This window comes from Bradyrhizobium sp. (genome assembly GCF_052389815.1).
GTDB lineage: Bacteria > Pseudomonadota > Alphaproteobacteria > Rhizobiales > Xanthobacteraceae > Bradyrhizobium.
Map to the genome: position 1 here is coordinate 62,667 of NZ_JBQTHN010000012.1, position 21,727 is coordinate 84,393.

19 protein-coding genes are annotated in these 21,727 nt (G+C 65.2%); 9 read left to right on the forward strand and 10 right to left on the reverse strand.

Annotation, left to right across the window (positions count from 1 at the left end; translation table 11 throughout):
• Positions 1-27 precede the first annotated feature (27 nt).
• A complete protein-coding gene (locus tag ACT4OC_RS03500; protein WP_444837617.1) occupies positions 28-621 on the forward strand; it encodes a GNAT family N-acetyltransferase in 594 nt (197 codons plus the stop codon).
• A gap of 98 nt (positions 622-719) precedes the next feature.
• Here ACT4OC_RS03500 and ACT4OC_RS03505 read toward each other — a convergent pair whose 3' ends face one another.
• From ACT4OC_RS03505 to ACT4OC_RS03515, 3 genes are all read right to left on the reverse strand, one after another.
• Positions 720-1,550 (reverse strand): enoyl-CoA hydratase, encoded by an 831-nt coding sequence (locus ACT4OC_RS03505; RefSeq protein ID WP_444837618.1) that lies wholly within the window; start codon positions 1,548-1,550, stop codon positions 720-722.
• Positions 1,551-1,781: 231 nt separating this feature from the next.
• A complete protein-coding gene (locus tag ACT4OC_RS03510; protein ID WP_444837619.1) occupies positions 1,782-2,483 on the reverse strand; it encodes an SDR family NAD(P)-dependent oxidoreductase in 702 nt (233 codons plus the stop codon).
• Positions 2,484-2,513: 30 nt separating this feature from the next.
• Positions 2,514-3,512: a glutathione S-transferase family protein gene (locus tag ACT4OC_RS03515; RefSeq protein WP_444837620.1), complete on the reverse strand. Its 999-nt coding sequence runs from the start codon at positions 3,510-3,512 to the stop codon at positions 2,514-2,516.
• 99 nt (positions 3,513-3,611) lie between these two features.
• Here ACT4OC_RS03515 and ACT4OC_RS03520 point away from each other — a divergent pair, with 99 nt between their 5' ends.
• Both ACT4OC_RS03520 and ACT4OC_RS03525 read left to right on the forward strand, forming a co-directional pair.
• On the forward strand, positions 3,612-5,390 hold the full coding sequence (locus ACT4OC_RS03520) for an acyl-CoA dehydrogenase family protein (RefSeq protein ID WP_444837621.1): 1,779 nt from the start codon (positions 3,612-3,614) through the stop codon (positions 5,388-5,390).
• Positions 5,391-5,461: 71 nt separating this feature from the next.
• Entirely contained in the window at positions 5,462-6,550 is a 1,089-nt protein-coding gene (locus tag ACT4OC_RS03525) for a Zn-dependent alcohol dehydrogenase (protein WP_444837622.1), read from the forward strand.
• A 114-nt stretch (positions 6,551-6,664) separates the two neighbouring features.
• Here ACT4OC_RS03525 and ACT4OC_RS03530 read toward each other — a convergent pair whose 3' ends face one another.
• The 7 genes from ACT4OC_RS03530 to ACT4OC_RS03560 form a co-directional block, all read right to left on the reverse strand.
• Complete coding sequence (locus tag ACT4OC_RS03530) at positions 6,665-7,018, reverse strand: nuclear transport factor 2 family protein (RefSeq protein WP_444837623.1); 354 nt, start codon at positions 7,016-7,018, stop codon at positions 6,665-6,667.
• Positions 7,019-7,057: 39 nt separating this feature from the next.
• Positions 7,058-7,621 (reverse strand): hypothetical protein, encoded by a 564-nt coding sequence (locus ACT4OC_RS03535; RefSeq protein ID WP_444837624.1) that lies wholly within the window; start codon positions 7,619-7,621, stop codon positions 7,058-7,060.
• A gap of 116 nt (positions 7,622-7,737) precedes the next feature.
• Positions 7,738-9,210 carry an amidase gene (locus tag ACT4OC_RS03540; RefSeq protein WP_444837625.1) on the reverse strand — a complete coding sequence of 491 codons (1,473 nt, stop codon included), beginning with the start codon at positions 9,208-9,210 and terminating at the stop codon, positions 7,738-7,740.
• A 122-nt stretch (positions 9,211-9,332) separates the two neighbouring features.
• A complete protein-coding gene (gene mbfA / locus ACT4OC_RS03545) occupies positions 9,333-10,304 on the reverse strand; it encodes an iron exporter MbfA (protein WP_444837626.1) in 972 nt (323 codons plus the stop codon).
• Positions 10,305-10,367: 63 nt separating this feature from the next.
• Positions 10,368-11,525, reverse strand: coding sequence for an alpha/beta fold hydrolase (locus ACT4OC_RS03550; protein WP_444837627.1), 1,158 nt, complete (start codon positions 11,523-11,525; stop codon positions 10,368-10,370).
• Positions 11,526-11,647: 122 nt separating this feature from the next.
• On the reverse strand, positions 11,648-13,186 hold the full coding sequence (locus ACT4OC_RS03555) for an acyl-CoA synthetase (RefSeq protein ID WP_444837628.1): 1,539 nt from the start codon (positions 13,184-13,186) through the stop codon (positions 11,648-11,650).
• 114 nt (positions 13,187-13,300) lie between these two features.
• The gene (locus tag ACT4OC_RS03560; protein WP_444837629.1) at positions 13,301-14,473 is read right to left on the reverse strand and encodes an acetyl-CoA C-acetyltransferase; all 1,173 of its coding nucleotides are present in this window, start codon (positions 14,471-14,473) and stop codon (positions 13,301-13,303) included.
• A 117-nt stretch (positions 14,474-14,590) separates the two neighbouring features.
• On the opposite strand from ACT4OC_RS03560, the gene ACT4OC_RS03565 reads away from it, so the two are divergent.
• From ACT4OC_RS03565 to ACT4OC_RS03590, 6 genes are all read left to right on the forward strand, one after another.
• Positions 14,591-15,313 (forward strand): TetR family transcriptional regulator, encoded by a 723-nt coding sequence (locus tag ACT4OC_RS03565; RefSeq protein WP_444837630.1) that lies wholly within the window; start codon positions 14,591-14,593, stop codon positions 15,311-15,313.
• 77 nt (positions 15,314-15,390) lie between these two features.
• On the forward strand, positions 15,391-16,149 hold the full coding sequence (locus tag ACT4OC_RS03570; RefSeq protein ID WP_444837631.1) for an SDR family NAD(P)-dependent oxidoreductase: 759 nt from the start codon (positions 15,391-15,393) through the stop codon (positions 16,147-16,149).
• Positions 16,150-16,301: 152 nt separating this feature from the next.
• Positions 16,302-17,111 carry an enoyl-CoA hydratase/isomerase family protein gene (locus ACT4OC_RS03575; RefSeq protein ID WP_444837632.1) on the forward strand — a complete coding sequence of 270 codons (810 nt, stop codon included), beginning with the start codon at positions 16,302-16,304 and terminating at the stop codon, positions 17,109-17,111.
• 40 nt (positions 17,112-17,151) lie between these two features.
• Complete coding sequence (locus ACT4OC_RS03580) at positions 17,152-19,023, forward strand: AMP-binding protein (protein WP_444837633.1); 1,872 nt, start codon at positions 17,152-17,154, stop codon at positions 19,021-19,023.
• Between the two features lie 134 nt (positions 19,024-19,157).
• Positions 19,158-20,285, forward strand: coding sequence for an acyl-CoA dehydrogenase family protein (locus tag ACT4OC_RS03585; protein WP_444837634.1), 1,128 nt, complete (start codon positions 19,158-19,160; stop codon positions 20,283-20,285).
• Between the two features lie 120 nt (positions 20,286-20,405).
• A complete protein-coding gene (locus ACT4OC_RS03590; protein WP_444837635.1) occupies positions 20,406-21,653 on the forward strand; it encodes an acyl-CoA dehydrogenase in 1,248 nt (415 codons plus the stop codon).
• Positions 21,654-21,727: the final 74 nt, after the last annotated feature.

Genomic DNA, 21,727 nt, shown 5'->3' on the forward strand with positions numbered 1-21,727 from the left:
GCTTCTTCGTAAATCCCGGAGCGTGCCATGACCGCCCTGCGTCTCGAAGACCTCCGCCAGCATTCCGATGCGCTGCGTTCGCGGCATGGCGAAGCCGTCACCGTGCGCTTCGTCGAGCCGCGCGATGCGGAAGGGGTGCAGAACTATTTCCGGGGGCTGTCCGCACGCTCGCGCTACAACCGCTTCTTCGGCGCGATCAGCCAGTTGCCGCCGGGCCTGCTCGACCGCTACATCCAAGTCGGCGAGGCCGACCAGTTCAGCGTGGTCGCCACCATGCAGGTCGATGGACACGAAACCATTGTCGGCGAGGCGCGCTATGCTTTCGACGTCGAGACCTCCAGCTTCGAGTTCGGCTTGTCGATCGATGACCGCTGGCAGGGCCACGGCATCGGTGCTGCGCTCCTGAAGAACCTGGAATGCCGCGCCGCGGCCTTCGGCGCATCCACACTGTTCGGCGACACGCTGCGCTCCAACGATGCGATGATCGCGCTGGCGCGGAAGTCTGCTTACGTGTTCGGCAACAGCCCCGGCGACTGGAAGCTGGTGCGCTTCGCCAAGGAGATCAACGTCGCGCCGCAGGATATCCCCTGTGCGAGCTGGCGGCTCGCGAAGGCGGCGTAAAGACTTGCCTGCTCCCCGCGCCTCCCCCGCAGCGATCGCGGGTTGATGACTGGGCCCGGCTCCTGCGGCAACAGGACCGGGCCCATTTTCTTTCCGACTCACTTCCCCGCAAACACCGGCTTGCGCTTGTCGATGAAGGCCTGCACCGCCTCGCGGTGGTCGGCGGTCTTCTGGGACCTGATCATGCGTTCGGCCTCGTGGTCGCGCGCGGTGGCGAAATCGAACATCAGCGCTTCGTCGAGGTTGTCCTTCATGTAGCGCAGCGCGATGGTCGGGCCCTCGGCCATGGCTTTGGCGAGCGCAAGGGCTTCCTCGGCCAGCTTCTCGTCCGGCACGACGCGGTTGACGAGGCCGATCTGCTCGCAGCGCGCGGCTGTCACGCGCTCGGCGGTGAACATCAGTTCCCTGGCGCGCGAGGTTCCGACCAGGCGCGTCAGCAGCCAGGCGATGCCGTAGTCGCCGGACAGCGCGACATTCAGGTATCCGGTGGAGAGGAATGCCGACTGCGCCATGATGCGGATATCGCAGGCCATGGCGATGGCTAGCCCCGCGCCGACCGCCGGGCCGGGCAGCGCCGCGATGGTGGGCTTGCGGACCGAGACCAGCGCCCCGGTCAGCAGGCGCTGCCGCTCCTGCAGGTCGGCGATCTTGTCGGCGTCCGACATTTCCTGCCGCTTCTTGTCGCGATGCGCGCCCATGCCCTTGACGTTGCCGCCGGAGCAGAACGCCTTGCCGGCGCCGGTGAGCAGGAGAGCACCGACTTCGGGGTTCTCGCCGCAGGCCTTGATCATGCTGCGCAGCGCGGGGGTCAGTTCGTCGGAGAGCGAGTTGCGCGCCTCCGGCCGGTTCAGCGTGATTGTCGCGACGCGGTCGCGTATCGCGCACAGCAGTTCATTGGTGCCGGTGTCGATGGTGATCTCGGTGCTCATGTTTCCCCCGGTTGTGGGTGGTTGTTGATTTCGTAGGGTGGGCCATGGCGCGGCAGCGCCGTGCCCACCATTCCCGTCCGTGCTCTTGAAGGTGGGCACGCTGTCGCTTTGCCCACCCTACGGCATCATCTTCTCGTCATTGCGAGGAGCGCAGCGACGAAGCAATCCAGCTTTCTTTGCTGCGGCAAAGCTGGATTGCTTCGCTTCGCTCGCAACGACGGCGCAAGAGCGTCAAAACTTCTCCACCCATGGCCGAAGCTCGATTTCCCAGGTCCAGGCGCTGCGCGGCTGTTGCAGCACGTGCCAGTAGTTTTCCGCAATCGCATCGGGATCGAGCATCGAGTCCGGCCGGTCCGGAGCTTCCGTCCGCGCCGCGCTGCGGATGCCGCCGTCGATCACGAAATGCCCGATATGAATGCCCTGCGGCGACAGCTCGCGCGCCATGCTCTGCGCGAGGCCGCGTAGCGCGAACTTGCCCATCGCAAACGGTGCGGACTGCGCATAGCCCTTCACGCTGGCGGAAGCGCCGGTGAACAGGATGGCGCCGTGCTTGTTCGGCAGCATGCGTCTTGCCGCCTGTTGCGCCACCAGGAAGCCGCCGAACGCGCTGACGCTAATCGCATTGGCGACTTCCGCCGGCACCAGATCGACGAAGGCGCCGCGGCTGCGTCCGCTGGCGTTGTAGACGACGATGTCGGGCGTGGCGAGCTCGCGCTCGACGAGGCCAAACAACCGCTCGACGTCGTCGGCATTGGTCGCGTCGCAGGCAAACGCCTTGGCGCCGGTTTGGGTGCAGAGCTCGCCGAGCTTCTCGATCTTGCGCGCGGCCAGCGCGACCTTGATCCCTTCGCGCGCAAACAGCCGCGCCAGCGAGGCGCTGAGTCCTTCGCCGACGCCAACGATCAGGGCGGTGTTGTACTTCGGTGCTGTCATGCGCGCTCCCCTTTTGACTGAGACTGGTATCTAGGCGCGCATTCCGGCGAGACAACCGGCGGCCGCGAGGATCATGTCGAGATCCTTCTTGTCGGTCATGCCTGCATATTTGGCGCGGAGCATGGCAAGCGAGCGCGCATGATATTTTTGCGGCTTCTGCGTCCAGACGTCATTGCCGAGGCGGACGGAAAATTCTTCCTTGCCTTCGGCCAATGCCCGCTCGTTCGCCAGCGTCCACGGCCAGAACAGCCGTCCGACTTGCTGGGTGAGGATCGGCATCAGCGTCGGCGCCAGCTGTGTCCAGCCTTCGAACGCGCCTTCCGCCTTCGGCCACAGCATGCGCTGGATCCATGCCAGCACCTGCGGCGCGCCGCCTTCGATCAGCGCACCCGTGGTCGGGTCTTTCCAGAGTTCATAGAGCTGGCCCCAGAGGCCGAAGTCGCCATAAGCCGGACGGCCGCCGAACAGATAGGGCCGCGTCGCCAGATGCGCCTCGAGCAGGTCGAGCATTTCCGTAAAGCCGCGCTCGATCTGCGGCGCGGTCAATTCGTTGGAGCCGACGAACCAGACGCGCTCTGTCATGCGCGTGCGCACCTGACCAGCGAAGGCATCGTGCTCCGCCTCGCTCGCGTCAGGCGCGCGCATCCGCGCGATGCGGCCGGCGGAAGCGCGCTGGTCCACCTCGCGCGCCCAACGGTAGTGGAACATCCACTTGTTGCCCCACTCGTCGCCGAATTCCTCGATCAGGATCGACATGAAGCGCGCCACGCCATCGTCGGGATGGATCGAGGGCTCCGGATGGAGCTTCTCAACCTGATCGATGATCGGAGTGGAATCCTGGATGCCAAGGCCCTCCGGCGTCACCACCAGCGGGATGACGGGTATTTTGGCGTGCTTCTGATACTCGGCCTGGCTTTCCGCGTTGCGCAAAATCCATTGATGCGGAATGGCCTTGTAACGAAAATAGGAGCGGACTTTCACGGAGTAGGGCGACATCTCGGCGCCGATGATGCGATATCCCTCTGCCACAGGGGGCTCCTCCAATTATGCTTGTTGACCGCGCTTGGACCCGCGCTATCGGTAATGGTGTATAACATCGCTATCGGGCGGAAACGACAAGAGCCGAATATGCAGCCACGCAAGCAGGATCGCAGGGCCAGGCCCGACCAGCCGGGATTGCTCGCACCCGATACGTCAGGCATGAACTTCTATCGGGCCGATCCGGCGCTGACCGATCTCCTGCGCCTGCATCTGCCGGAGGCGACATTCCGCCACATCGAGCCGCATCTCGATCGCCTGGGCGCCATGGCCGGCGGTCATCTCGACGAATGCGCGCGGCTCGCCGACCGCCATACGCCGGTGCTGCACCAGCGCGACAAGTTCGGCCGCGACGTGCAATGGATCGAGTATCACCCGGCTTACCGCGAGCTGGAGCGCGCGGCCTTCGGCGAGTTCGGCATTCATGCGATGTCGATCCGCAAGGGCATTCTGGGCTGGCCCGACAAATATCCGGTCGTTGCCAAGCACGCTTTCACCTTCCTGTTCAACCAGGCGGAGTTCGGCCTCGGCTGTCCGATCAACGTCACCGACGGCTGCGCCAAGCTGCTCAACAATTTCGGCAGCGAGGCGCTGAAGGCGAAATATCTCGACGGCCTGACGCAGACCGACATGGGCAAGCTGACCCAGGGCGGCCAGTTCATGACGGAGAAGGAAGGCGGCTCCGACGTCGGCACGCTGACGACGAGGGCGGTGCAGGAAGGCGACCACTGGCGCCTGTATGGCGAAAAGTGGTTCTGCTCCAATGCGGACGCCGAAGTGGTGATGCTGCTGGCGCGGCCGGAAGGGGCGGGACCTGGCACGCGCGGCGTCGGCCTGTTCCTGATGCCCCGGCATCTCGATGACGGCTCGCAGAATCACTATCGGATCGTGCGGCTGAAGGACAAGCTCGGCACCCGTTCGATGGCCTCCGGCGAGATCAAGTTCGAGGGCGCGATCGCCTACGCCGTCGGCAAGCTCGACCGCGGCTTCGTGCAGATGGCCGAGATGGTCAACTCCTCGCGGCTCTCCAACGGCGTGAAGTCCACCGCGCTGATGCGCCGCGCCCATCATGACGCAATGACGGTGGCGAGGAATCGCGTCGTGTTCGGCAGCCGCATCATCGACAAGCCGCTGGCGCAGCGTCAGCTGATGAAGATCATGCTGGCGACCGAGCAGGGGCTTTCCCTGAGCTTCCTGACCGCTGACGCGCTCGACCGTGCGGAGGCCGGCAGCCAGGATGCCGCGGCGCTGCTGCGCATTCTGACGCCGACACTGAAGTTCCGCGCCACCCGCGATGCCCGCAAGGTGTGCGGCGATGCCTTGGAGATGCGCGGCGGCATCGGCTACATCGAGGAGTTCGCCACCGCGCGCCTGCTCCGCGACGCGCATCTCGGCTCGATCTGGGAAGGCACCGGCAACATCGTCGCGATCGACGCGCTGACGCGCGCGATCGGGCGCCATGGTGCAGACGGCGCGCTCGCCGCCGATCTGCATGCGCGGCTGGATGATTCCGCCAAGGTACCGGCCGCCTGGCGCGACCGCCTGCGCGGGCTGACCGACCGGTCCGTCGGCTTTGCGCGCGAGGTGGCCGGCAAGTCGGACAATGAGGCCGATGCACGGCGCGCCACCAGCCTGCTCTATCACGTCGCCAGCGCCGTTGCTTTTGCCTGGGAAGGCAGCCGCATCCACGAGATGCGCGGCGATGCGCGCCGGCTCTTGCTGTCGCGGATGGTGGTCGATCATCGCCTGTCGGCGGGCGATCCGTTCCGGCTGACGGAAAGTGCCGCGCAGCGCGCCATCACGGCGCATCTGCTAGGCGAGCGTGCGATTGGCATCGCCGAGGTTGGCGAATTGCTCACGGCGGCCTAGGCTTTGAGAAACACCTCTCCCATCGGGAGAGGTGACGTCAGAGTAACAAGAACACACAGGGGAAACGACCGATGAAGGCCGCCGTTCTGTATGAAGTCAACAAGCCGCTCGTGATCGAGGACATCAGCGTGCCCAATCCCGGCCCGCGCGAAGTCCTGATCCGCACCAAGGTCGCCGGCCTCTGTCACTCCGACCTGCACTTCATGGAAGGCCTCTATCCACATCCGCTACCCGCGGTGCTCGGCCATGAATCGGCCGGCGTGGTCGAGAAGGTCGGCTCCGACGTCACCTATGTGAAGCCGGGCGATCATGTCGTCACCTGCCTCTCGGTGTTCTGCGGCACCTGCGACAACTGCACCACCGGGCGCACCGTGCTGTGCACCGACACCACGGTGAAGATGCTGCCGGGCGCCTCCAACCGCCTGCAATGGGGCAAGCCGGAGAGGCTGAACCAGTTCCTCAATCTCTCCTCCTTTGCCGAGCAGATGCTGGTGCACGAGAACGCCATCGTCAAAATCAGGAGGGAAATGCCGCTGGAGCTGGCTGCGCTGATCGGCTGCGGCGTCATCACCGGCTATGGCGCGGTCGTGAATACGGCGAAGGTCACGGCCGGCGAGACCGTCGCGGTGGTCGGCTGCGGTGGCGTCGGCATGGCCGCGATCAACGGCGCGGCGATCGCGGGCGCCGGCCGCATCATCGCCATCGACACCAATCCGGCAAAATTGCAGCTCGCGACGAAACTCGGCGCCACCGACATCGTCGATCCAGCCCGCGGCGACGTCGTGCAGCAAGTGCGCGAGCTCACCGGCGGCGGCGTGCATCATTCCTTCGAGGTGCTCGGCCGCAAGGAAACCGCCGAGCAGTGCTTCGCCATGCTCGCCCCCGGCGGCACCGCCACTATCGTCGGCATGATCCCGTTCGGCCAGAAGATCGAGCTGCATGGCTTCGACTTCCTGCGCGAACGCCGCATCCAGGGCTCGTCGATGGGCTCCAACCATTTCCGCGTCGACATGCCGCGCCTGGTCGAATTCTACATGCGCGGCAAGCTGCACCTGGAAGACTGGATCTCGGCCAAGCTGAAGCTGTCCGAGATCAACGAGGGCTTTGCCAACATGAAAGCCGGCAAGACGCTGCGCAGCGTGATCATGTTCGATAGCTGAGGCGTTCTCGATGTGTCATGCCGGGCTTGACCCGGGCATCCATCAAGCTTCACAATAAGCTCTTTCTGAAGAGGGATGGATTGCCGGGTCAAGCCCGGCAATGACAACTTATAATCACCGCGTCACATGCGCCGACACCGCCAGCCACTTGCCGTTCTGCCGCGCCCAGCAATCGGTGTAGCGGCCATGCGCCTGCTGCCCGTCCGGCATGGTGTAGCTTGTCGCGGCATGGATGATGGCGAAGTCGCCGAGGATGCGGATCTTCACGTCCTCGGCCTTGAGGTTCTTGATCGCGACGGGTTTTGTCGTCTGCCGCAGGAACGCGGCGCGATCGACGAGGGACTTGTCGGGATTGGAGCAGTAGAAATCGGCCGCGAGGATTTCGTCGAAGCGCTTGACGTCGGAATTCTGCACGGACGCGACATAGTCGTGGTTGAGTCTGGTCAGTTCGGCGAGGTCGTTGTTCATGGTTTCCTCCCATTCTGGTTCATCAGGTTCCTCCGATGATCAAGCCGGAGTCGGCGAGCGCTTGATCGCGGCGCGGGCGAGCGCTCCAAGCACGTAGCCCGCAAGCGAGGACGCCAGCGGCGGCAGAAGCCCCCGCAGGTCGTACGCGGCTCGGGACTGAAATTCTGCAAGCGTCGGCGGCGGCGCCAGCAGGAGATCCAGGTCCAGGAAAACGACCGGCGCTATCACGAGCAGCGCCAGCCGCAGCCGGTGCACGGCAAAGAAGCACAACACTGCAATCAGGACGGTCGTGGCGCCGAGCATGCCATGGGCGATCTCATAGCCGAGCGCGTTGCGGATGTTGTAGGCGCTGGCCAGGAGCAGGCCCCAAACCGGGCCGCCGATCAGGAGCGGCGTGTCGTCGATTCGCCGGAAGGCCGGCAGATAGCCCAGGGCGAGGAACGTGAGGATCGACAGGGTCGGCCAGGCCGCAACGGAGGTGCCATGCATCAGCCCCCAGAGATGGAATGTCGGCCAGCTCAGCGCGGTCCAGGCCTGGCCAAGCGGCCACATCAGCAGGAAGCCCGCAACGATCGCGATGACGATTCGAATCAAAGTCCGCATGGCATCTTCGCTGCCGTCATTGCGAGCGAAGCGAAGCAATCCATCGTCCCGCATCAAGAAAGCTGGATTGCTTCGTCGCTTCGCTCCTCGCAATGACGGGATTAGCTGTAGTTGTTCTAGTCATCAAACATAGGCGGCGGCTTGAAGCCGCCGAATTCGCGCTCGATCAGCTCGGCCAGTTTTAGGGTCGTGCGGTCCTCCAGCCACGGGCCGACGATCTGCACGCCGACCGGCAGGCCATCCGGCGAGATGCCGGTCGGTATCGCAGTCGAAGGCAGGCCCGGCAATGTCGCGATCCCCGGCCAGGACAGCTGGTCCGGATACACATAGGGCTTGCCGTCGATATGGATGCGCCGGCTTTCCTGCTCGGGCGAATGATCGTGCTTGTAGGCCGGCGTCGGCATGATCGGGCAGATCACGGCGTCGTATTGCTTGAACAGCTCGCGCCATTGCGCGCGCAGCCGCGCGCGGGCGCCGTCGGCCATCACCCAGTCGCGATGGGTCATGGCAATGCCGCGCAGGCGTTCGGCGCTGAGGCTGGCATCGCCCGGGGACAGCGTCTGCGCTGCCGCATGCGCGCCGGCATAGGCGTCGGCCGGGAAGGATACCGCGAGGAACGACATCAGCATCCGCATGTAGAGCCGCGTGGAATCCGCGAAGTCGGGCAGCAGCGCCGAGTGGCGCTCGATCTTGACCCCGGCCCTTGCAAGATTGGCCGCGAGCTTCTCGATAGTGCCGCGCACCACGGCATCCGTCGGCATCACGGGATCGCTATCGACGACGACCACGCGAAAATCCTTCAGCGCGGCGTGCCGGGGCGCCGGCAGCTCGAGCCGGTAGGCCTTGCCGGCTTCCAGCGGATCGGGGCCGGCCATCACATCGAGCAGGAGCGAAAGATCGGCGGCGCAGCGCGCCATCGGGCCGATCACGGCCATGTCGCGGTCGAGCGGCAGCGGCGGGAATGGCGGCGGCGTATGGCCGCGCGAGGGCACCAGCGCATAGGTCGGCTTGTGCGCGTAGACGCCGCAATGGAAGGCAGGTACGCGCAGCGAGCCGCCGATATCCGAGCCGAGCGACAGTGGCCCATAGCCGGCGGCGAGCGCGGCCGACGACCCGCCGGAGGAGCCGCCCGGCGTGCGGCCGAGATCGTAAGGATTGTTGGTGACGCCGTAGATATCGTTGTAGCTCTGCCAGTCGCCGAGCCCGAGCGGCACGTTGGTCTTGCCGAGGATGACGCCGCCGGCGTCCTTGACGCGGGTGACCGACAGCGCGTCCTCGGCCGGCACGAAGTCCTTCTGCTGCGGGATGCCCCAGGTCGTGGGCAGGCCGGCGATGTTGTAGGATTCCTTCACGGTGAGGGGAAGGCCGAGCAGCGCCCTCTTCTCGCCGCGGGCCAGCGCCGTATCGGCTTCTCTTGCCGCTTCCAGGCCGCGCTCGAAATCGCGCACGCAAATCGCGTTGATCTTCGTATCGTGCCGCTCGATGCGGGCGATCGCATCCCTGGCCAGCTCGACGGCCGATACTTTCTTCGCCGCCAGCGCCGCCGACAAATTGACGGCGGTCTGAAAACTCCATTGCGATTTGGCCAAGGCGTCCTCCCGCTTGTTGCTGACGATGATGCGCAGTTTAGGCTGCACTCGCAAGGCGCACTTGACGGGAATTGCGATGGCGCCACATCACATCATTGCGTGGCGGCAGATGTCAGTAATGCTCACGCCCCGCCGATCAGTATCCCGACGGCGAGCACGATGATGCCGCCGAGCACGATCTGGAACGCTGCCCGCAGGAACGGCGTGTCCATGTAGCGCGCGCGGATGAAGGCGATCGCCCACAGCTCGAAGAACACGACAATGCTGGCCATCGCGGTGGCGATCCAGAACGCGTTCGGCCAGCTGTCCGGCACGAGATAGGGCAGGGTGTGGCCGACGCCGCCGAGCGTCGTCATCAGACCGCAGGTGATGCCGCGCAGCCAGGGCGAGCCGCGCCCGGTCAGCGAGCCGTCGTCGGACAGCGCCTCGGCGAATCCCATGCTGATGCCGGCGCCGATCGAGGCGGCAAGGCCGACCAGGAACGTCTGCCAGTTCTGGTGCGTGGCGAACGCCGCCGCGAACAGCGGCGCCAGCGTCGAGACCGAGCCGTCCATCAGGCCGGCGAGGCCGGGCTGGACATATTGCAGCACGAACATGCGCCGCTGCGTCCTGTCCTCTTCCGCGAGCACGTCGGGGTTGAGAATTTCGCCCGTCAGCTTGATCGCGTGCTTCTCGTGGCTCTTTTCTTCCTCGGCGAGGTCGCCGAGCAGGCGGCGCACGCTGACATCCTGTGCCTGCTCGCTGGCCCTCGTGTAGAATCGCTCCGCCGCCAGCTCCATGGTTTCGACTTCCTTGCGGATGGTGTCGAGCGGCAGGTTCTTGGTGAGCCAGATCGGACGGCGCTTGAGGAATCCCCTGACGTCCTCGCGCCGGATCGGCGGCAAATGCGGGCCGAAGCGTTGCTCGTATAGCTCGAGCAGGCGATGGCGGTGGCCGCGCTCCTCCTCGGCCATCTGCTCGAACAGCTTTGCGGAGTCCGGGTAACGCTGGGCGAGGTCTTCCGCAAACGTCATGTAGATGCGGCTGTCTTCCTCCTCCGACGAGATCGCGACGGCCAGCACTTCGCGCTCGGTGAGATCGGCGAAACTCTTCACGGCGGCGCCTATTTTAGAACTATTCTAAATAGTTATATGCCCTTGAGAACACAGGGTCAATCGTCAGCCGTCGCGTGCACCGCGCAGGAACGCAAGCAGGAGACGGCTGACTTCGGCCGGCTGCTCCTGCTGCACCCAGTGGCCGGCGCCGTCGACGAGGTGGCAGCCGATCATGTTAGTGCACGCCTTCGTCTGCATCGCCTCGAACACGCCGGGTCGCTGATAGGTGCCCCAATCTTGCTTGCCGGAGATGAAGGCGGAGGGGACGTCGATGGTGCGGCCCGACCAGGTCTGCAACTCGCCGGTGAACGCACCCGAGGTGCCGCAGCGATACCATTGCAGCCCGCCCTGGAATCCGTTGCGCTGATACTCGGCGGCGTAGAAGGCAAGCTCGCTGTCGGGCAGCCATTTGTTGGCGGCGATCTCGGCAGCCGACGGCATCTCCTTCGCGACGGTGGCCGCCATGTCTTCGGCAAGGTCCATGATGTAGTAGGTCGGCAATTTCGCCAGCTCGCCCGCCGACCATGATTGCAGCGGATAGGGCGCATTCGCCTTCCAGTCCGCGCTCTTGTGGTGGTAGTAGGCGCGCATGAAATCGTGCACGCCCTGCGGGGCATGGTGCATGTCGCGGTTGGCTTCGCGCGTCGAGTAGTACCACTGGTAATGCTTGCGCGGCCGCGGCAGCGCGGCGAGCTCGCGGTGCACGGGATCTTCCGTCGCCGGCTTTGCCGGAGCATCCGCGGTGTTGAAGGGCAGCTGCGGCACGCCGCCGAACGGCGCGCTCATCATCACCACCGAGCGGAACACGTCGGGCCGGATCAGCGCACACCAGGCGGCGACCGAGCTGCCGAAATCGTGCCCGATCACCGCATCGACGCTGCGGTAGCCGAACGCATGCACCAGCCCGAGCGCATCGCGCACGAGATTGGGCAGGCGGAACGAGGCGAGATCGCCGTCGTAATCCGCATCCCACCCCGTGGTGCGGCCATAGCCGCGCTGGTCCGGCGCGATGACGTGATAGCCGGCCTCGGCGAGTGCCGGCATCACCTTGCGCCAGCTGAAAGCGAGCTCGGGGAAGCCGTGCAGCAAGAGGAGACAGGGGCGGCCTTTGGTTTCAAAGCCCGCCTCGAGCACGTGCATGTTGAGGCCGTTGATGCCATCGACGTAGCGCGAGCGGATGGAAGGCGGGAGCGGGATATCGGGGAGGGTGGCGTCGGCCATTTCGTTTCCTCGTCATGGCCGGGCTTGTCCCGGCCATCCACGTTTTTTGTGCCGCGCAACTGTAAAGACGTGGTTGCCCGGGACAAGCCCGGGCATGACGGTGCTTTTGTGCGCGAAGCGCCTTACGCCTTCGCCGTCTTCGGCCAATAGCGGTCGCGCAAGTGGCGCTTGACCAGCTTGCCGGTGGGCGTGCGCGGCAGCTCGGGCTCGAAGTCGATGCTTTTCGGGCATTTGATCGCCGAGAGATGCTTGCGGCAGAACGCGATCAGCTCGCTCTCCAGCTGCTTGCCGGCCTTGGCCATGTCGTGCGGCTGCACCACGGCCTTGACCTCTTCGCCCATCTCCTCGTTCGGCACGCCGAACACTGCGACGTCGGAGACGGCGGGGTGCGTGATCAGCACGTCCTCGGTCTCCTGCGGATAGATGTTCACGCCGCCGGAGATGATCATGTAGCTCTTGCGGTCGGTGAGGTAAAGAAAACCTTCGGCGTCGAGATAGCCGACGTCGCCGAGCGTGGACCATCCTTTTGCGTTGTAGGCGCGCTTGGTCTTGTCGGGATCGTTATGATAGCTGAAGACAGGCGCGTCGGCGAAATAGACCGTGCCGATCTCGCCGACCGGGCGCTCCTCGTCGTTCTCGTCGAGGATCTTCACCTTACCGACCACGGCGCGGCCGACGGTGCCGCGATGATCGAGCCATTGCTGCGAGGTCGAGACGGTGACGCCGTTGCCTTCGGAGCCGGCGTAATACTCGATCAGGATCGGCCCCCACCATTCGATCATCTTCGCCTTGACGTCGACCGGGCAGGGCGCGGCAGCGTGGATCGCGCCTTTCAGCGTCGAGACGTTGTATTTCTTGCGCACGTCCTCGGGCAGCTTCAGCATGCGCACGAACATGGTCGGCACCAGCTGCGATTGCGTCGCCTTGTACTTCTCGACCAGCCTCAAAAATTCCTCGGCATCGAAATGCTCCATGACCACGGAAGTGCCGCCGAGGATGGTCACCATCATGTTGAAGCGCAGCGGAGCCGCATGATAGAGCGGCGCCGGCGACAGATAGATGCTGTCCGCGTTCATGCCGCACATGTCGGCGCAGAGCACCTTCAGGAACGCGTTGGGCTCGTCGATCCGCTTGCCCTCGAAATCCTTCTTGATGCCCTTCGGCCGGCCGGTGGTGCCGGACGAATACAGCATGTCGTAGCCGGCGACTTCGTCCGGTATCGGCGTGGTCGGCTGGGCGCCCGCTTCCTTGTCATACGAGCGAAAGCCGGCTTCCGGCTCGTCCATCATGAAGAGAATCGGGCCGCCCGGCTGGCCGACCAGGCCCTTCACCTGCTCGTGGCACTTCGGCGTGGTGATGAAGACCTTTGCGCCGCAATCCCTCACGATGTAGTCGATCTCGTCCTGCGTCAGATAGCGGCTGATCGCGGTGTAATAGAGGCCCGAGCGCTGCGCGGCCCAGCAGATTTCCATGAAGGCGAGGCGGTTCTCCATCAGAAGCGCGATATGGTCGCCGGCCTTCAGGCCGAGCGAGCGGAACAGCTGCGCGCCCTGGTTGGAGAGCTCGTCGAGCTCGCGATAGGTGATCGCCTTGCCCGTGCCCGCCATCTGGTAGGCGATCTTGTCGGGGTTGTTGCGCGCGTGGATGGATGGGTGGGTCATCGGTGCTTCCTCAGAATGCGAATGGCGAGTGGCGAGTAGCGAATAGGGGAAAGAGCAAATCCTTGCTCTTGGCCTACTCACCATTCGCTACCCGCCATTCGCCATTCGCGTACCTTACAGCCTTTCAACAATCGTCACGTTCGCCATGCCGCCGCCTTCGCACATGGTCTGCAGGCCGTAGCGCTTGCCGCGCTGCTGCAGGGCGTTGACCAGCGTGGTCATCAGCTTGGTGCCGGAGCCGCCGAGCGGATGGCCGAGCGCGATGGCGCCGCCGTTGACGTTGAGCCGCGCCGGATCGGCACCGGTGGTCTTCAGCCACGCCGTCGGCACCGAGGCGAAGGCCTCGTTGACCTCGAACAGGTCGATCTCGTCGATCTTCATGCCGACCTTCTCCAGCGCGCGCCTGGTGGCGGGGAGCGGGGCTTCCAGCATGATGACGGGATCGCCGCCCATCATGGTCATGTGATGGACGCGCGCCATCGGCTTGACGCCGAGTTGCTTCAGGCCCCTCTCGTTGACGACCATCACGCCGGAGGCGCCGTCGCAGATCTGGCTGGCGGAGGCCGCGGTCAGCTTGCCGTTCTCGGCAATCAGCTTGACGCCCTTGATGCCCTCGATGGTGGCGTCGAAGCGGATGCCCTCGTCGACGTGGTGGGTATCGGTCGAGCCGTCGGCGCGGGTGATCTGCACCGGCACGATCTCGTTCCTGAAGGCGCCGGCCTGGGTGGCCGCAATCGCGCGCTGGTGGCTCTGGTAGGAATATTCGTCGAGCTCGTCCTTGGAGAGCCCGTATTTCTCCGCCATCATTTCCGCGCCGGTGAACTGGCTGAACACGATGTTCGGATACTTCTTCTCGATGCCCGGGCTCTTGTAGTGGCCGAAGCCGTTCTTGGCGGGCAGCGAGGAGGCAAGCCCCATCGGCACGCGGGTCATCGATTCCACGCCGGCGGCGATCACGATGTCCATGCTGCCGCTCATCACGGCTTGCGCGGCAAAGTGCAGCGCCTGCTGCGAGGAGCCGCACTGGCGGTCGATCGAGGTGCCCGGCACGCTCTCCGGCAGCTTCGAGGCCATGATGGCGTTGCGCGCGATGTTGTTGGACTGCTCGCCCGCCTGCATCACGCAGCCCATGATGACGTCCTCGACCTGCGCGGGATCGGCGCCTGAGCGCTCGACCAGCGCGTCCAGCACGGTGGCGGCGAGGTCCGCCGGATGCCAGCCGGCGAGGCGGCCTCCCTTGCGGCCACCCGCGGTGCGGGCGGCGGCGACGATATAGGCCTCGGCCATGAGCGTTCTCCCTGATTGTTCTGATGGCATTCTGCAAAGATGGGCCGGTTTTAGGGGGCTAAACCGCTCTTAGTCAATCGATCAATTAACTCTTGAGTGCGACCCCGTCATGCGCTTATGTGCGGCCCGCGATGTCAGCGGGAACAGCAAGGGCCGCAGTTGAATACCAGCGTACCGACGAAGGCGCAGGCCGGCAAAAATCCAACCGCGGAAAAGCTGCTGGTCGCCGCCAGCGAGCTGATGATCGAGCGCGCCTCGATCGAGGTGTCGCTATCAGACATTGCGCAGAAATCGGGCGTCAACGCCGCGCTGGTGAAATACCACTTCGGCAACAAGGACGGCCTGTTGCTGGCGCTGCTGGCGCGCGATGCCGCCACCGAGATGTCGCAGCTCGAATATCTCCTGGCGCAGAAGATCACGCCGACCGCGAAGCTGCGCCTGCACATCGGCGGCATCATCCGCGCCTATCACCAGTTCCCCTACATGAACCGGCTGATCCATTACCTCCTGCACGAGAGCACGGCGGCGGCGGCCGACGAGGTGTCGAAATTCTTCGTGGCGCCGCTCTTGGATTTTCATCGCCGCCTGCTCGCCGAAGGCATCAGGTGCGGCGAGTTCCGCAAGATCGATCCCGTGCTGTTCTACACCAGCCTGATCGGCGCCTGCGATCACCTGTTCTTCGGCCGCCATGCGATGTCGCGCGCGGTCGGCGTCGGCCCGGTCACCGAGGCAGTCTGCCGCGAGTACATCAAGCACATGGAAGCGCTGATTTTCGGCGGCATGCTGAAAGAAGGGGCGAATAGCGAATGGCGAGTGGCGAGTGGAGGTACGGGGCCTTAAGGCCGCGCTTTCCCCATTCGCCATTCGCTATTCGCCATTCGCCAACAACAAAAACGCCCAGGGAAAGGTTCTCAAAAATGCAGTTGAAAGACGTTGCCGTACTCATCACCGGCGGTGGCTCCGGCCTCGGCGCCGCCACCGCGCGCGCCATGGCGGCCAAGGGCGCCAAGATCGGCGTGCTCGACCAGAACAAGGAAAATGCCGAGAAGGTCGCCGCCGAGGTGAAGGGCGTCGCGCTGCATGCCGACGTCACCGACGAAGAGGGGATGAAGGCCGCAATCGCCAAGGCGGAAGCCGCGCATGGCGTGGCGCGTGTCCTGATGAACTGCGCCGGCATCGGTGGCTCGCAGCGCGTCGTCGGCAAGGACGGCGTCTATCCGCTGGCGAAGTTCGTCCGCATCATCAACGTCAACCTGATCGGCACCTTCAACGCGCTGCGCCTGTTCGCCGAGCGGCTCGCCACCGCAGCCCCGATCGGCGAGGAGCGCGGCGTCGTCATCAACACCGCGTCCGTCGCGGCCTATGAAGGCCAGATCGGCCAGATCGCCTATTCCGCGTCGAAGGGCGGCATCGTCGGCCTTACGCTGCCCGCAGCGCGCGACCTCGCCTCCTTGAAGATCCGCGTCAACACCATTGCGCCCGGCATCTTCCTCACGCCGCTCTTGATGGGTCTCAACGAGGAGGCGCGCAAGAGCCTCGGCGCCCAGGTGCCGCACCCGGCCCGCCTCGGCGAACCCGACGAATACGGCGCGCTCGCCGTGCACATCGTCGAGAACGCGATGCTCAACGGCGAGACCATCCGCCTCGACGGCGCCATCCGCATGGCGCCGCGGTAGCACCGGTGTCGTGCCGGCGAAGGCCGGGACCCATACTCCGCGGCGTCTCTGTTGGGCAATCTGGCTGACGCCGCGGCGTAACAACAACGCCCTGTGGTTATGGGTCCCGGCTCGCGCTTCGCTTGGCCGGGACGACGAGACTGGAGCACTTCGTGTCTCAACCGCTGCTGATCGAACACCATGACGGCGTCGACCGGGTGACGCTCAATCGGCCGGACAGCCTCAACGCGCTCGATCCCTCCCTGATCGACGCGCTCAACGCCTATTTCCAGGGCCTGCAGCGCAATCGCGACACCCGAATCGTGGTGCTGAAGGGCGCCGGCGCCTCGTTCTGCGCCGGGCTTGATCTGAAGCACGCCATGCAGCGCCGCGCCGGGCAGCAGGAGCCGCCTGATGTGACCGAGTCGCTGGACTCGCAGCGGCGCATCGCCGACATCGTCATGCTGATGCGGCGCTGCCCGCAGCCGATCGTCGCGCTGATCCAGGGCGCGGCCGCCGGCGGCGGCTTTGCACTGGCGCTCGCCGCCGACATCCGCATCGCCGCCAAGGACGCGCGGATGAACTGCGCCTTCATCAAGCTGGGATTGGGCGGCTGCGACATCGGCACGAGCTATTTTCTGCCGCGTCTGGTCGGCGTGTCGGTGGCGTCGGAGTTGATCCTCACCGGCTGTTTCATCGGCGCCGAGCGCGCGCTTGCGGCCGGACTCGTCTCCGAGCTGGTCGAAGATGCCGCCGCGCTCGATGCAGCGGCGGAACCCCATGTCGATGCCATGCTGACGGCTTCTCCGATAGGCCTGCGTCTCTCCAAGGAATGCCTCAACATGGCCGTCGACGCCGGCTCGCTCGAGGCCGTGATCGCGATGGAAGACCGCAACCAGGTGCTGTGCAGCCGTTCCGAAGATTTCGGCGAAGGCATCAGGGCCTTCCTCGAAAAGCGAAAGCCTGTCTATATCAGGCGCTGACAACGAGAACCGACAAGAAAAGAATTCCGGGAGACACAAAATGGGTGGGAATGCCGCCGCGGTGCTGACGAGGCCTGCCTTTCGCAAGATCGAATGGCTGCCGCGCGACATCGCCGTCGAGCGCCGCCCCGACGGCGTCATCGTCCTGAAGTCGCGCATTCCGCTGCAGGCTTACGAGAGGCACATTCCGGCCTCGTTGGCGAAATGGGCGAAGCAAGCGCCCGATCGCATCTGGCTGGCGCAGCGCGGCGGTCCCGACCGGCAATGGCGGAAAGTGTCGTATGGCGAGGCCAAGCGAATCGTCGACGGTCTGACGCAGGGCCTGCTCGATCTCGGCGTCGAAGACAGCCGTCCCGTCGCGATCCTCTCCGGCAATTCCATCGAGCATGCGCTGATGACGCAGGCGGCGATGCAGGCGCGGCTTCCGGCAGCGCCGGTATCGCCGGCCTATTCGCTGATGAGCCAGGATCACCTCAAGCTCAAATATCTCTTCGACCTGATCAAGCCAGCGGTCGTGATGGTGCAGGACGGTCCGACCTTCGAGAAGGCGCTCGGGGCGATCGACCTCACCGGCGTCACCGTCGTGCACGTGCTGCGGCCTTGCGAGGGCATCGAGAGCGTGTCCTTTGCCGATCTTGCGGCAACGCCGGTCACCGAGGCGGTCGAGCAGTCGATCGCAAAAATCACGCCGGATACCGTCGGCAAGCTGCTGTTCACCTCCGGCTCGACCGGCATGCCCAAGGCCGTCATCAACACCCAGGAGATGATGTGCGCCAATGCGGCGATGATGATGCAGGTGCGGCCGCGCGATCCCAACGGGCCGATCGCGACCATGCTCGACTGGATGCCGTGGAACCACACCATGGGCGGCAATGCCGCATTCCATCCGATCCTGGTCGACGGCGGCACGCTCTACATCGACGACGGCCGGCCGATGCCGGGCCAGTTCGACGAGACGCTGCGGAACCTGCACGAGGTATCGCCGACCTATTACGCCAACGTGCCGGCCGGCTACGCTGCGCTCGCCGCGGCGATGGAAAAGGACGAGGCGCTCTGCCGCAGCTTCTTCAGGAATCTCACCGTCATGGCCTATGGCGGCGCGCGGCTGCCCGACGACCTCTACGAGCGCATGCAGGCCCTCGCCGTGAAAACCACCGGCGAGCGCATCGTGTTCTACACCGGCTGGGGCTCGACCGAGACCGCGCCGACCTCGACCGGCACTTATTGGGACACCGAGCGCGTCGGGCTGATCGGCCTGCCGTTTCCCGGCGTCGAATTGAAGATGGTGCCGTGCGGCGCGAAATACGAGCTGCGCCTGCGCGGCATCAACGTCACGCCGGGCTATTTCGGTCAGCCCGAGCTGACGAAGAAGATGTTCGACGAGGAGGATTTCTACTGCATCGGCGATGCCGGCATCTTCGTCGATGACAAGGATCCGCTGCAGGGCATCATCTTCGCCGGCCGCGTGGTGGAGGACTTCAAGCTCACCACCGGCACCTTCGTGCATGTCGGCTCGCTGCGCACCGATGCGATCGCGGCCGCCTCGCCCGTCGTGCACGACGCGCTGGTGGCAGGGCAGGACCGTGAATTCATCGGCCTGCTGGCCTGGCCCAATTTGCACGCCTGCCGGCAGATCGTCGGCAAGTCCGACGCGACATTCGAGGACGTCGTCAAGCACCCAGACGTGATCGCCTGCCTGAAGCGCGGCCTCGATGCGCACAACGCCTCCTCCACCGGCAGCAGCATGCGCATCGCCCGCGCCATGCTGATGGCCGAGCCGCCCTCCATCGACGGCAACGAGCTCACCGACAAGGGCTACATCAACCAGCGCGCGGGCCTGGAGCGCCGCGCCGCCCTGGTCGAGCGGCTCTATGCGCAAGGGCCGGACAAGGACGTGATCGTGCTGCAATGAAGACGACGCTCTCTCCACTCGTCATTCCGGGGCGCGACGAAGTCGCGAACCCGGAATCTCGATGTAATTAACCTCTGGATTCCGGGTTCGTGCTTCGCACGCCCCGGAATGACAGCAAGTAAGGGCAAGACGCCATGAATTTCGATTTCTCCGACGACCAGAAGCAGATGCGCGATGCCGCGCGCAAATTCCTGTCCGAAAAATGCCCGCCCAAGGCGGTGCGCGCCGTGCTCGACGGCAAGGCGGCCTACGACAAGGAATTGTGGAAGGGACTCGCCGAGATGGGCTTTCTCGGCGTCGCGATCCCCGAAGCATTCGGCGGTGCGGGCGCGGGTCATCTGGAGCTCTGCGTGATCGCCGAAGAGATGGGCCGCGCGATTGCGCCGGTGCCGTTCTCCTCGACGGTCTATCTCGCCGCCGAAGCGCTGCTGATCGCAGGCTCCGACGCGCAGAAGCAGAAGTGGCTGCCGAAGATCGCGGCGGGCGAGGCCATCGGCACGCTGGCGCTGTTCGAGGGCGCCGGCAATCCGTCGCCCAAGGCGATCAAGTGTGCTGCGTCCGGCGGCACGCTCAACGGCGTCAAGAAGCCGGTGCCGGACGGCGCGATTGCCGATTTCGCCGTGGTCGCCGCGCGCACGGGCTCCACGGGGCGCGACTCCGACATTTCGTTGTTCCTGGTCGACCTGAAGGCCGGCGGTGTCGAGGTCAAGGAATTGACCAATGTCGATCCCACGCGAGGCCAGGCCGAGCTCACCTTCAAGAACTGCAAGGCCGAGCCGCTGGGAGCGGCCGGCGAGGGCTGGGGCGTCATCACGCAGGTGCTCGACCGCGCCGCGGTGCTGCTGGCGTTCGAGCAGGTCGGCGGCTCCGACCGCGCGCTGGAGATGGGCCGCGACTACGCGCTCGACCGCATCGCCTTCGGCCGTCCAATCGGCTCGTTCCAGGCGATCAAGCACATGCTCGCCGACATGTACGTCTCGGCGACCCTGGCGCGCTCCAATTGCTACTACGGCGCCTGGGCGCTCTCGACCAATGCCGGCGAACTGCCGGAAGCGGCGGCCGCCGCGCGCATCAGCGCGACGCAGGCGTTCCAGCATTGCGCCAAGAACAACATCCAGGTTCACGGCGGCATGGGTTTCACGTGGGAGTTCGACTGCCACATGTACTACCGCCGCGCCAATGCCACCGCGGTGACGCTCGGCTCGCTCTCCTATTGGGAAGACGCGCTGATCGACCGAATGCGCAAGAAGAACGCGGCGTAAGGAGAGAACCGTAGGATGGGTAGAGCGCAGCGAAACCCATCACGACGCAGGCAAGGAAGGCGATGGGTTTCGCTGCGCTCTACCCATCCTACGAAGCGAAAGCGCGGCGAGGACTGAGATATGAACTTCGACGACACCCCGCAGGAAGCCGCATTCCGCGCCGAGGCGAGAGCCTGGATCGCGGCCAATGCGCCCAGGCAATACGAGGAAGATCTGCGCAAGGCCTCGCTCGGCCGCACCGTGCTCAAGGGCGCGAACCTGCTCGATGTCGCCAAGGCCTGGCAGAAGAAGAAGGCCGATGCCGGCTGGGCCTGCCTGCACTGGCCGAAGGAATATGGCGGCCGCGGCGCCAGCCCGATCGAGCGCGTGATCTGGCAGCAGGAGGAAGGCCCGTTCGGCAATCTTTCCCGCGTGTTCATCATCGGCCACGGCATGTGCGGCCCGACGGTGATGGCGTATGCCGGCGAGGAGCAGAAGCGCAAATATCTGCCGCCGCTGGCGTCAGGCGAAAAGATCTGGTGCCAGCTGTTCTCCGAGCCGGCCGGCGGCTCCGACGTTGCGGGCCTGCGCACGCGCGCGGAGAAGAAGGGCGACGAGTGGATCGTCAACGGCCAGAAGATCTGGACCTCGGGCGCGCATTATTCCGATTACGGTATCCTGCTCACCCGCACCGATCCGACCGTGCCCAAGCACAAGGGCCTCACCATGTTCTTCCTGGACATGAAGAGCCCGGGCGTCGAGGTGCGGCCGATCAAGCAGGCGAGCGGACAATCCGACTTCAACGAGGTCTATTTCACCGACGTGCGCATTCCAGACTCGCAGCGCCTCGGCGCCGTCGGCGACGGATGGAATGTCTCGCTGACCACGCTGATGAACGAGCGCATGTCGATCGGCGCCGGCGTTGCCACCGGCTTCCCGGAGCTGTTCGAATTCTGCAACGGCCTGATGCTGGAAGACGGCCCGGCGATCGAGAACCGCAATGTGCGCTCGAAGCTCGCCAACTGGGCGGTGAAGGCGAGCGGGCTGAAATACACCAGCATGCGCACCATCTCGGCGCTGTCGAAGGGCGAGCGGCCCGGCCCGGAAAACTCCATCGGCAAGCTGGTGGCGGCTTCCATGATCCAGGACGTCGCGATGTACGCGCTGGATTTGCAGGGCGCGGCCGGCGCTCTCTCCGGCCCGGAAGACGCGGAGGTTGCCGGCAAGTTCCAGGCGATGCTGCTGCGCGCGCCCGGCACCCGCGTCGAAGGCGGCACCGACGAGATCATGCGCAACATCATCGCCGAGCGCGTCCTCGGCCTGCCCGGCGATATCCGCGTCGACAAGGACGTGCCGTTCAACCAGATCCCGACCAAGGGAAGGGGATAGTCGTCATTCCGGGGCGGCCGCGCAGCGGCCGAACCCGGAATCTAGAGATTGTTGATCGAGATTCCGGGTTCACG

What these genes read in the sequence shown, in the direction of transcription:
- ACT4OC_RS03565 (WP_444837630.1), top strand. Translation starts at nt 14,591, where the DNA reads ATGTGCGGCCCGCGATGTCAGCGGGAACAGCAAGGGCCGCAGTTGAAT.
- ACT4OC_RS03555 (WP_444837628.1), bottom strand. Translation starts at nt 13,186, where the DNA reads ATGACCCACCCATCCATCCACGCGCGCAACAACCCCGACAAGATCGCC.
- ACT4OC_RS03580 (WP_444837633.1), top strand. Translation starts at nt 17,152, where the DNA reads ATGGGTGGGAATGCCGCCGCGGTGCTGACGAGGCCTGCCTTTCGCAAG.
- ACT4OC_RS03520 (WP_444837621.1), top strand. Translation starts at nt 3,612, where the DNA reads ATGCAGCCACGCAAGCAGGATCGCAGGGCCAGGCCCGACCAGCCGGGA.
- ACT4OC_RS03535 (WP_444837624.1), bottom strand. Translation starts at nt 7,621, where the DNA reads ATGCGGACTTTGATTCGAATCGTCATCGCGATCGTTGCGGGCTTCCTG.
- ACT4OC_RS03530 (WP_444837623.1), bottom strand. Translation starts at nt 7,018, where the DNA reads ATGAACAACGACCTCGCCGAACTGACCAGACTCAACCACGACTATGTC.
- ACT4OC_RS03525 (WP_444837622.1), top strand. Translation starts at nt 5,462, where the DNA reads ATGAAGGCCGCCGTTCTGTATGAAGTCAACAAGCCGCTCGTGATCGAG.
- ACT4OC_RS03560 (WP_444837629.1), bottom strand. Translation starts at nt 14,473, where the DNA reads ATGGCCGAGGCCTATATCGTCGCCGCCGCCCGCACCGCGGGTGGCCGC.
- ACT4OC_RS03570 (WP_444837631.1), top strand. Translation starts at nt 15,391, where the DNA reads ATGCAGTTGAAAGACGTTGCCGTACTCATCACCGGCGGTGGCTCCGGC.
- ACT4OC_RS03500 (WP_444837617.1), top strand. Translation starts at nt 28, where the DNA reads ATGACCGCCCTGCGTCTCGAAGACCTCCGCCAGCATTCCGATGCGCTG.
- ACT4OC_RS03585 (WP_444837634.1), top strand. Translation starts at nt 19,158, where the DNA reads ATGAATTTCGATTTCTCCGACGACCAGAAGCAGATGCGCGATGCCGCG.
- ACT4OC_RS03505 (WP_444837618.1), bottom strand. Translation starts at nt 1,550, where the DNA reads ATGAGCACCGAGATCACCATCGACACCGGCACCAATGAACTGCTGTGC.
- ACT4OC_RS03510 (WP_444837619.1), bottom strand. Translation starts at nt 2,483, where the DNA reads ATGACAGCACCGAAGTACAACACCGCCCTGATCGTTGGCGTCGGCGAA.
- ACT4OC_RS03550 (WP_444837627.1), bottom strand. Translation starts at nt 11,525, where the DNA reads ATGGCCGACGCCACCCTCCCCGATATCCCGCTCCCGCCTTCCATCCGC.
- ACT4OC_RS03590 (WP_444837635.1), top strand. Translation starts at nt 20,406, where the DNA reads ATGAACTTCGACGACACCCCGCAGGAAGCCGCATTCCGCGCCGAGGCG.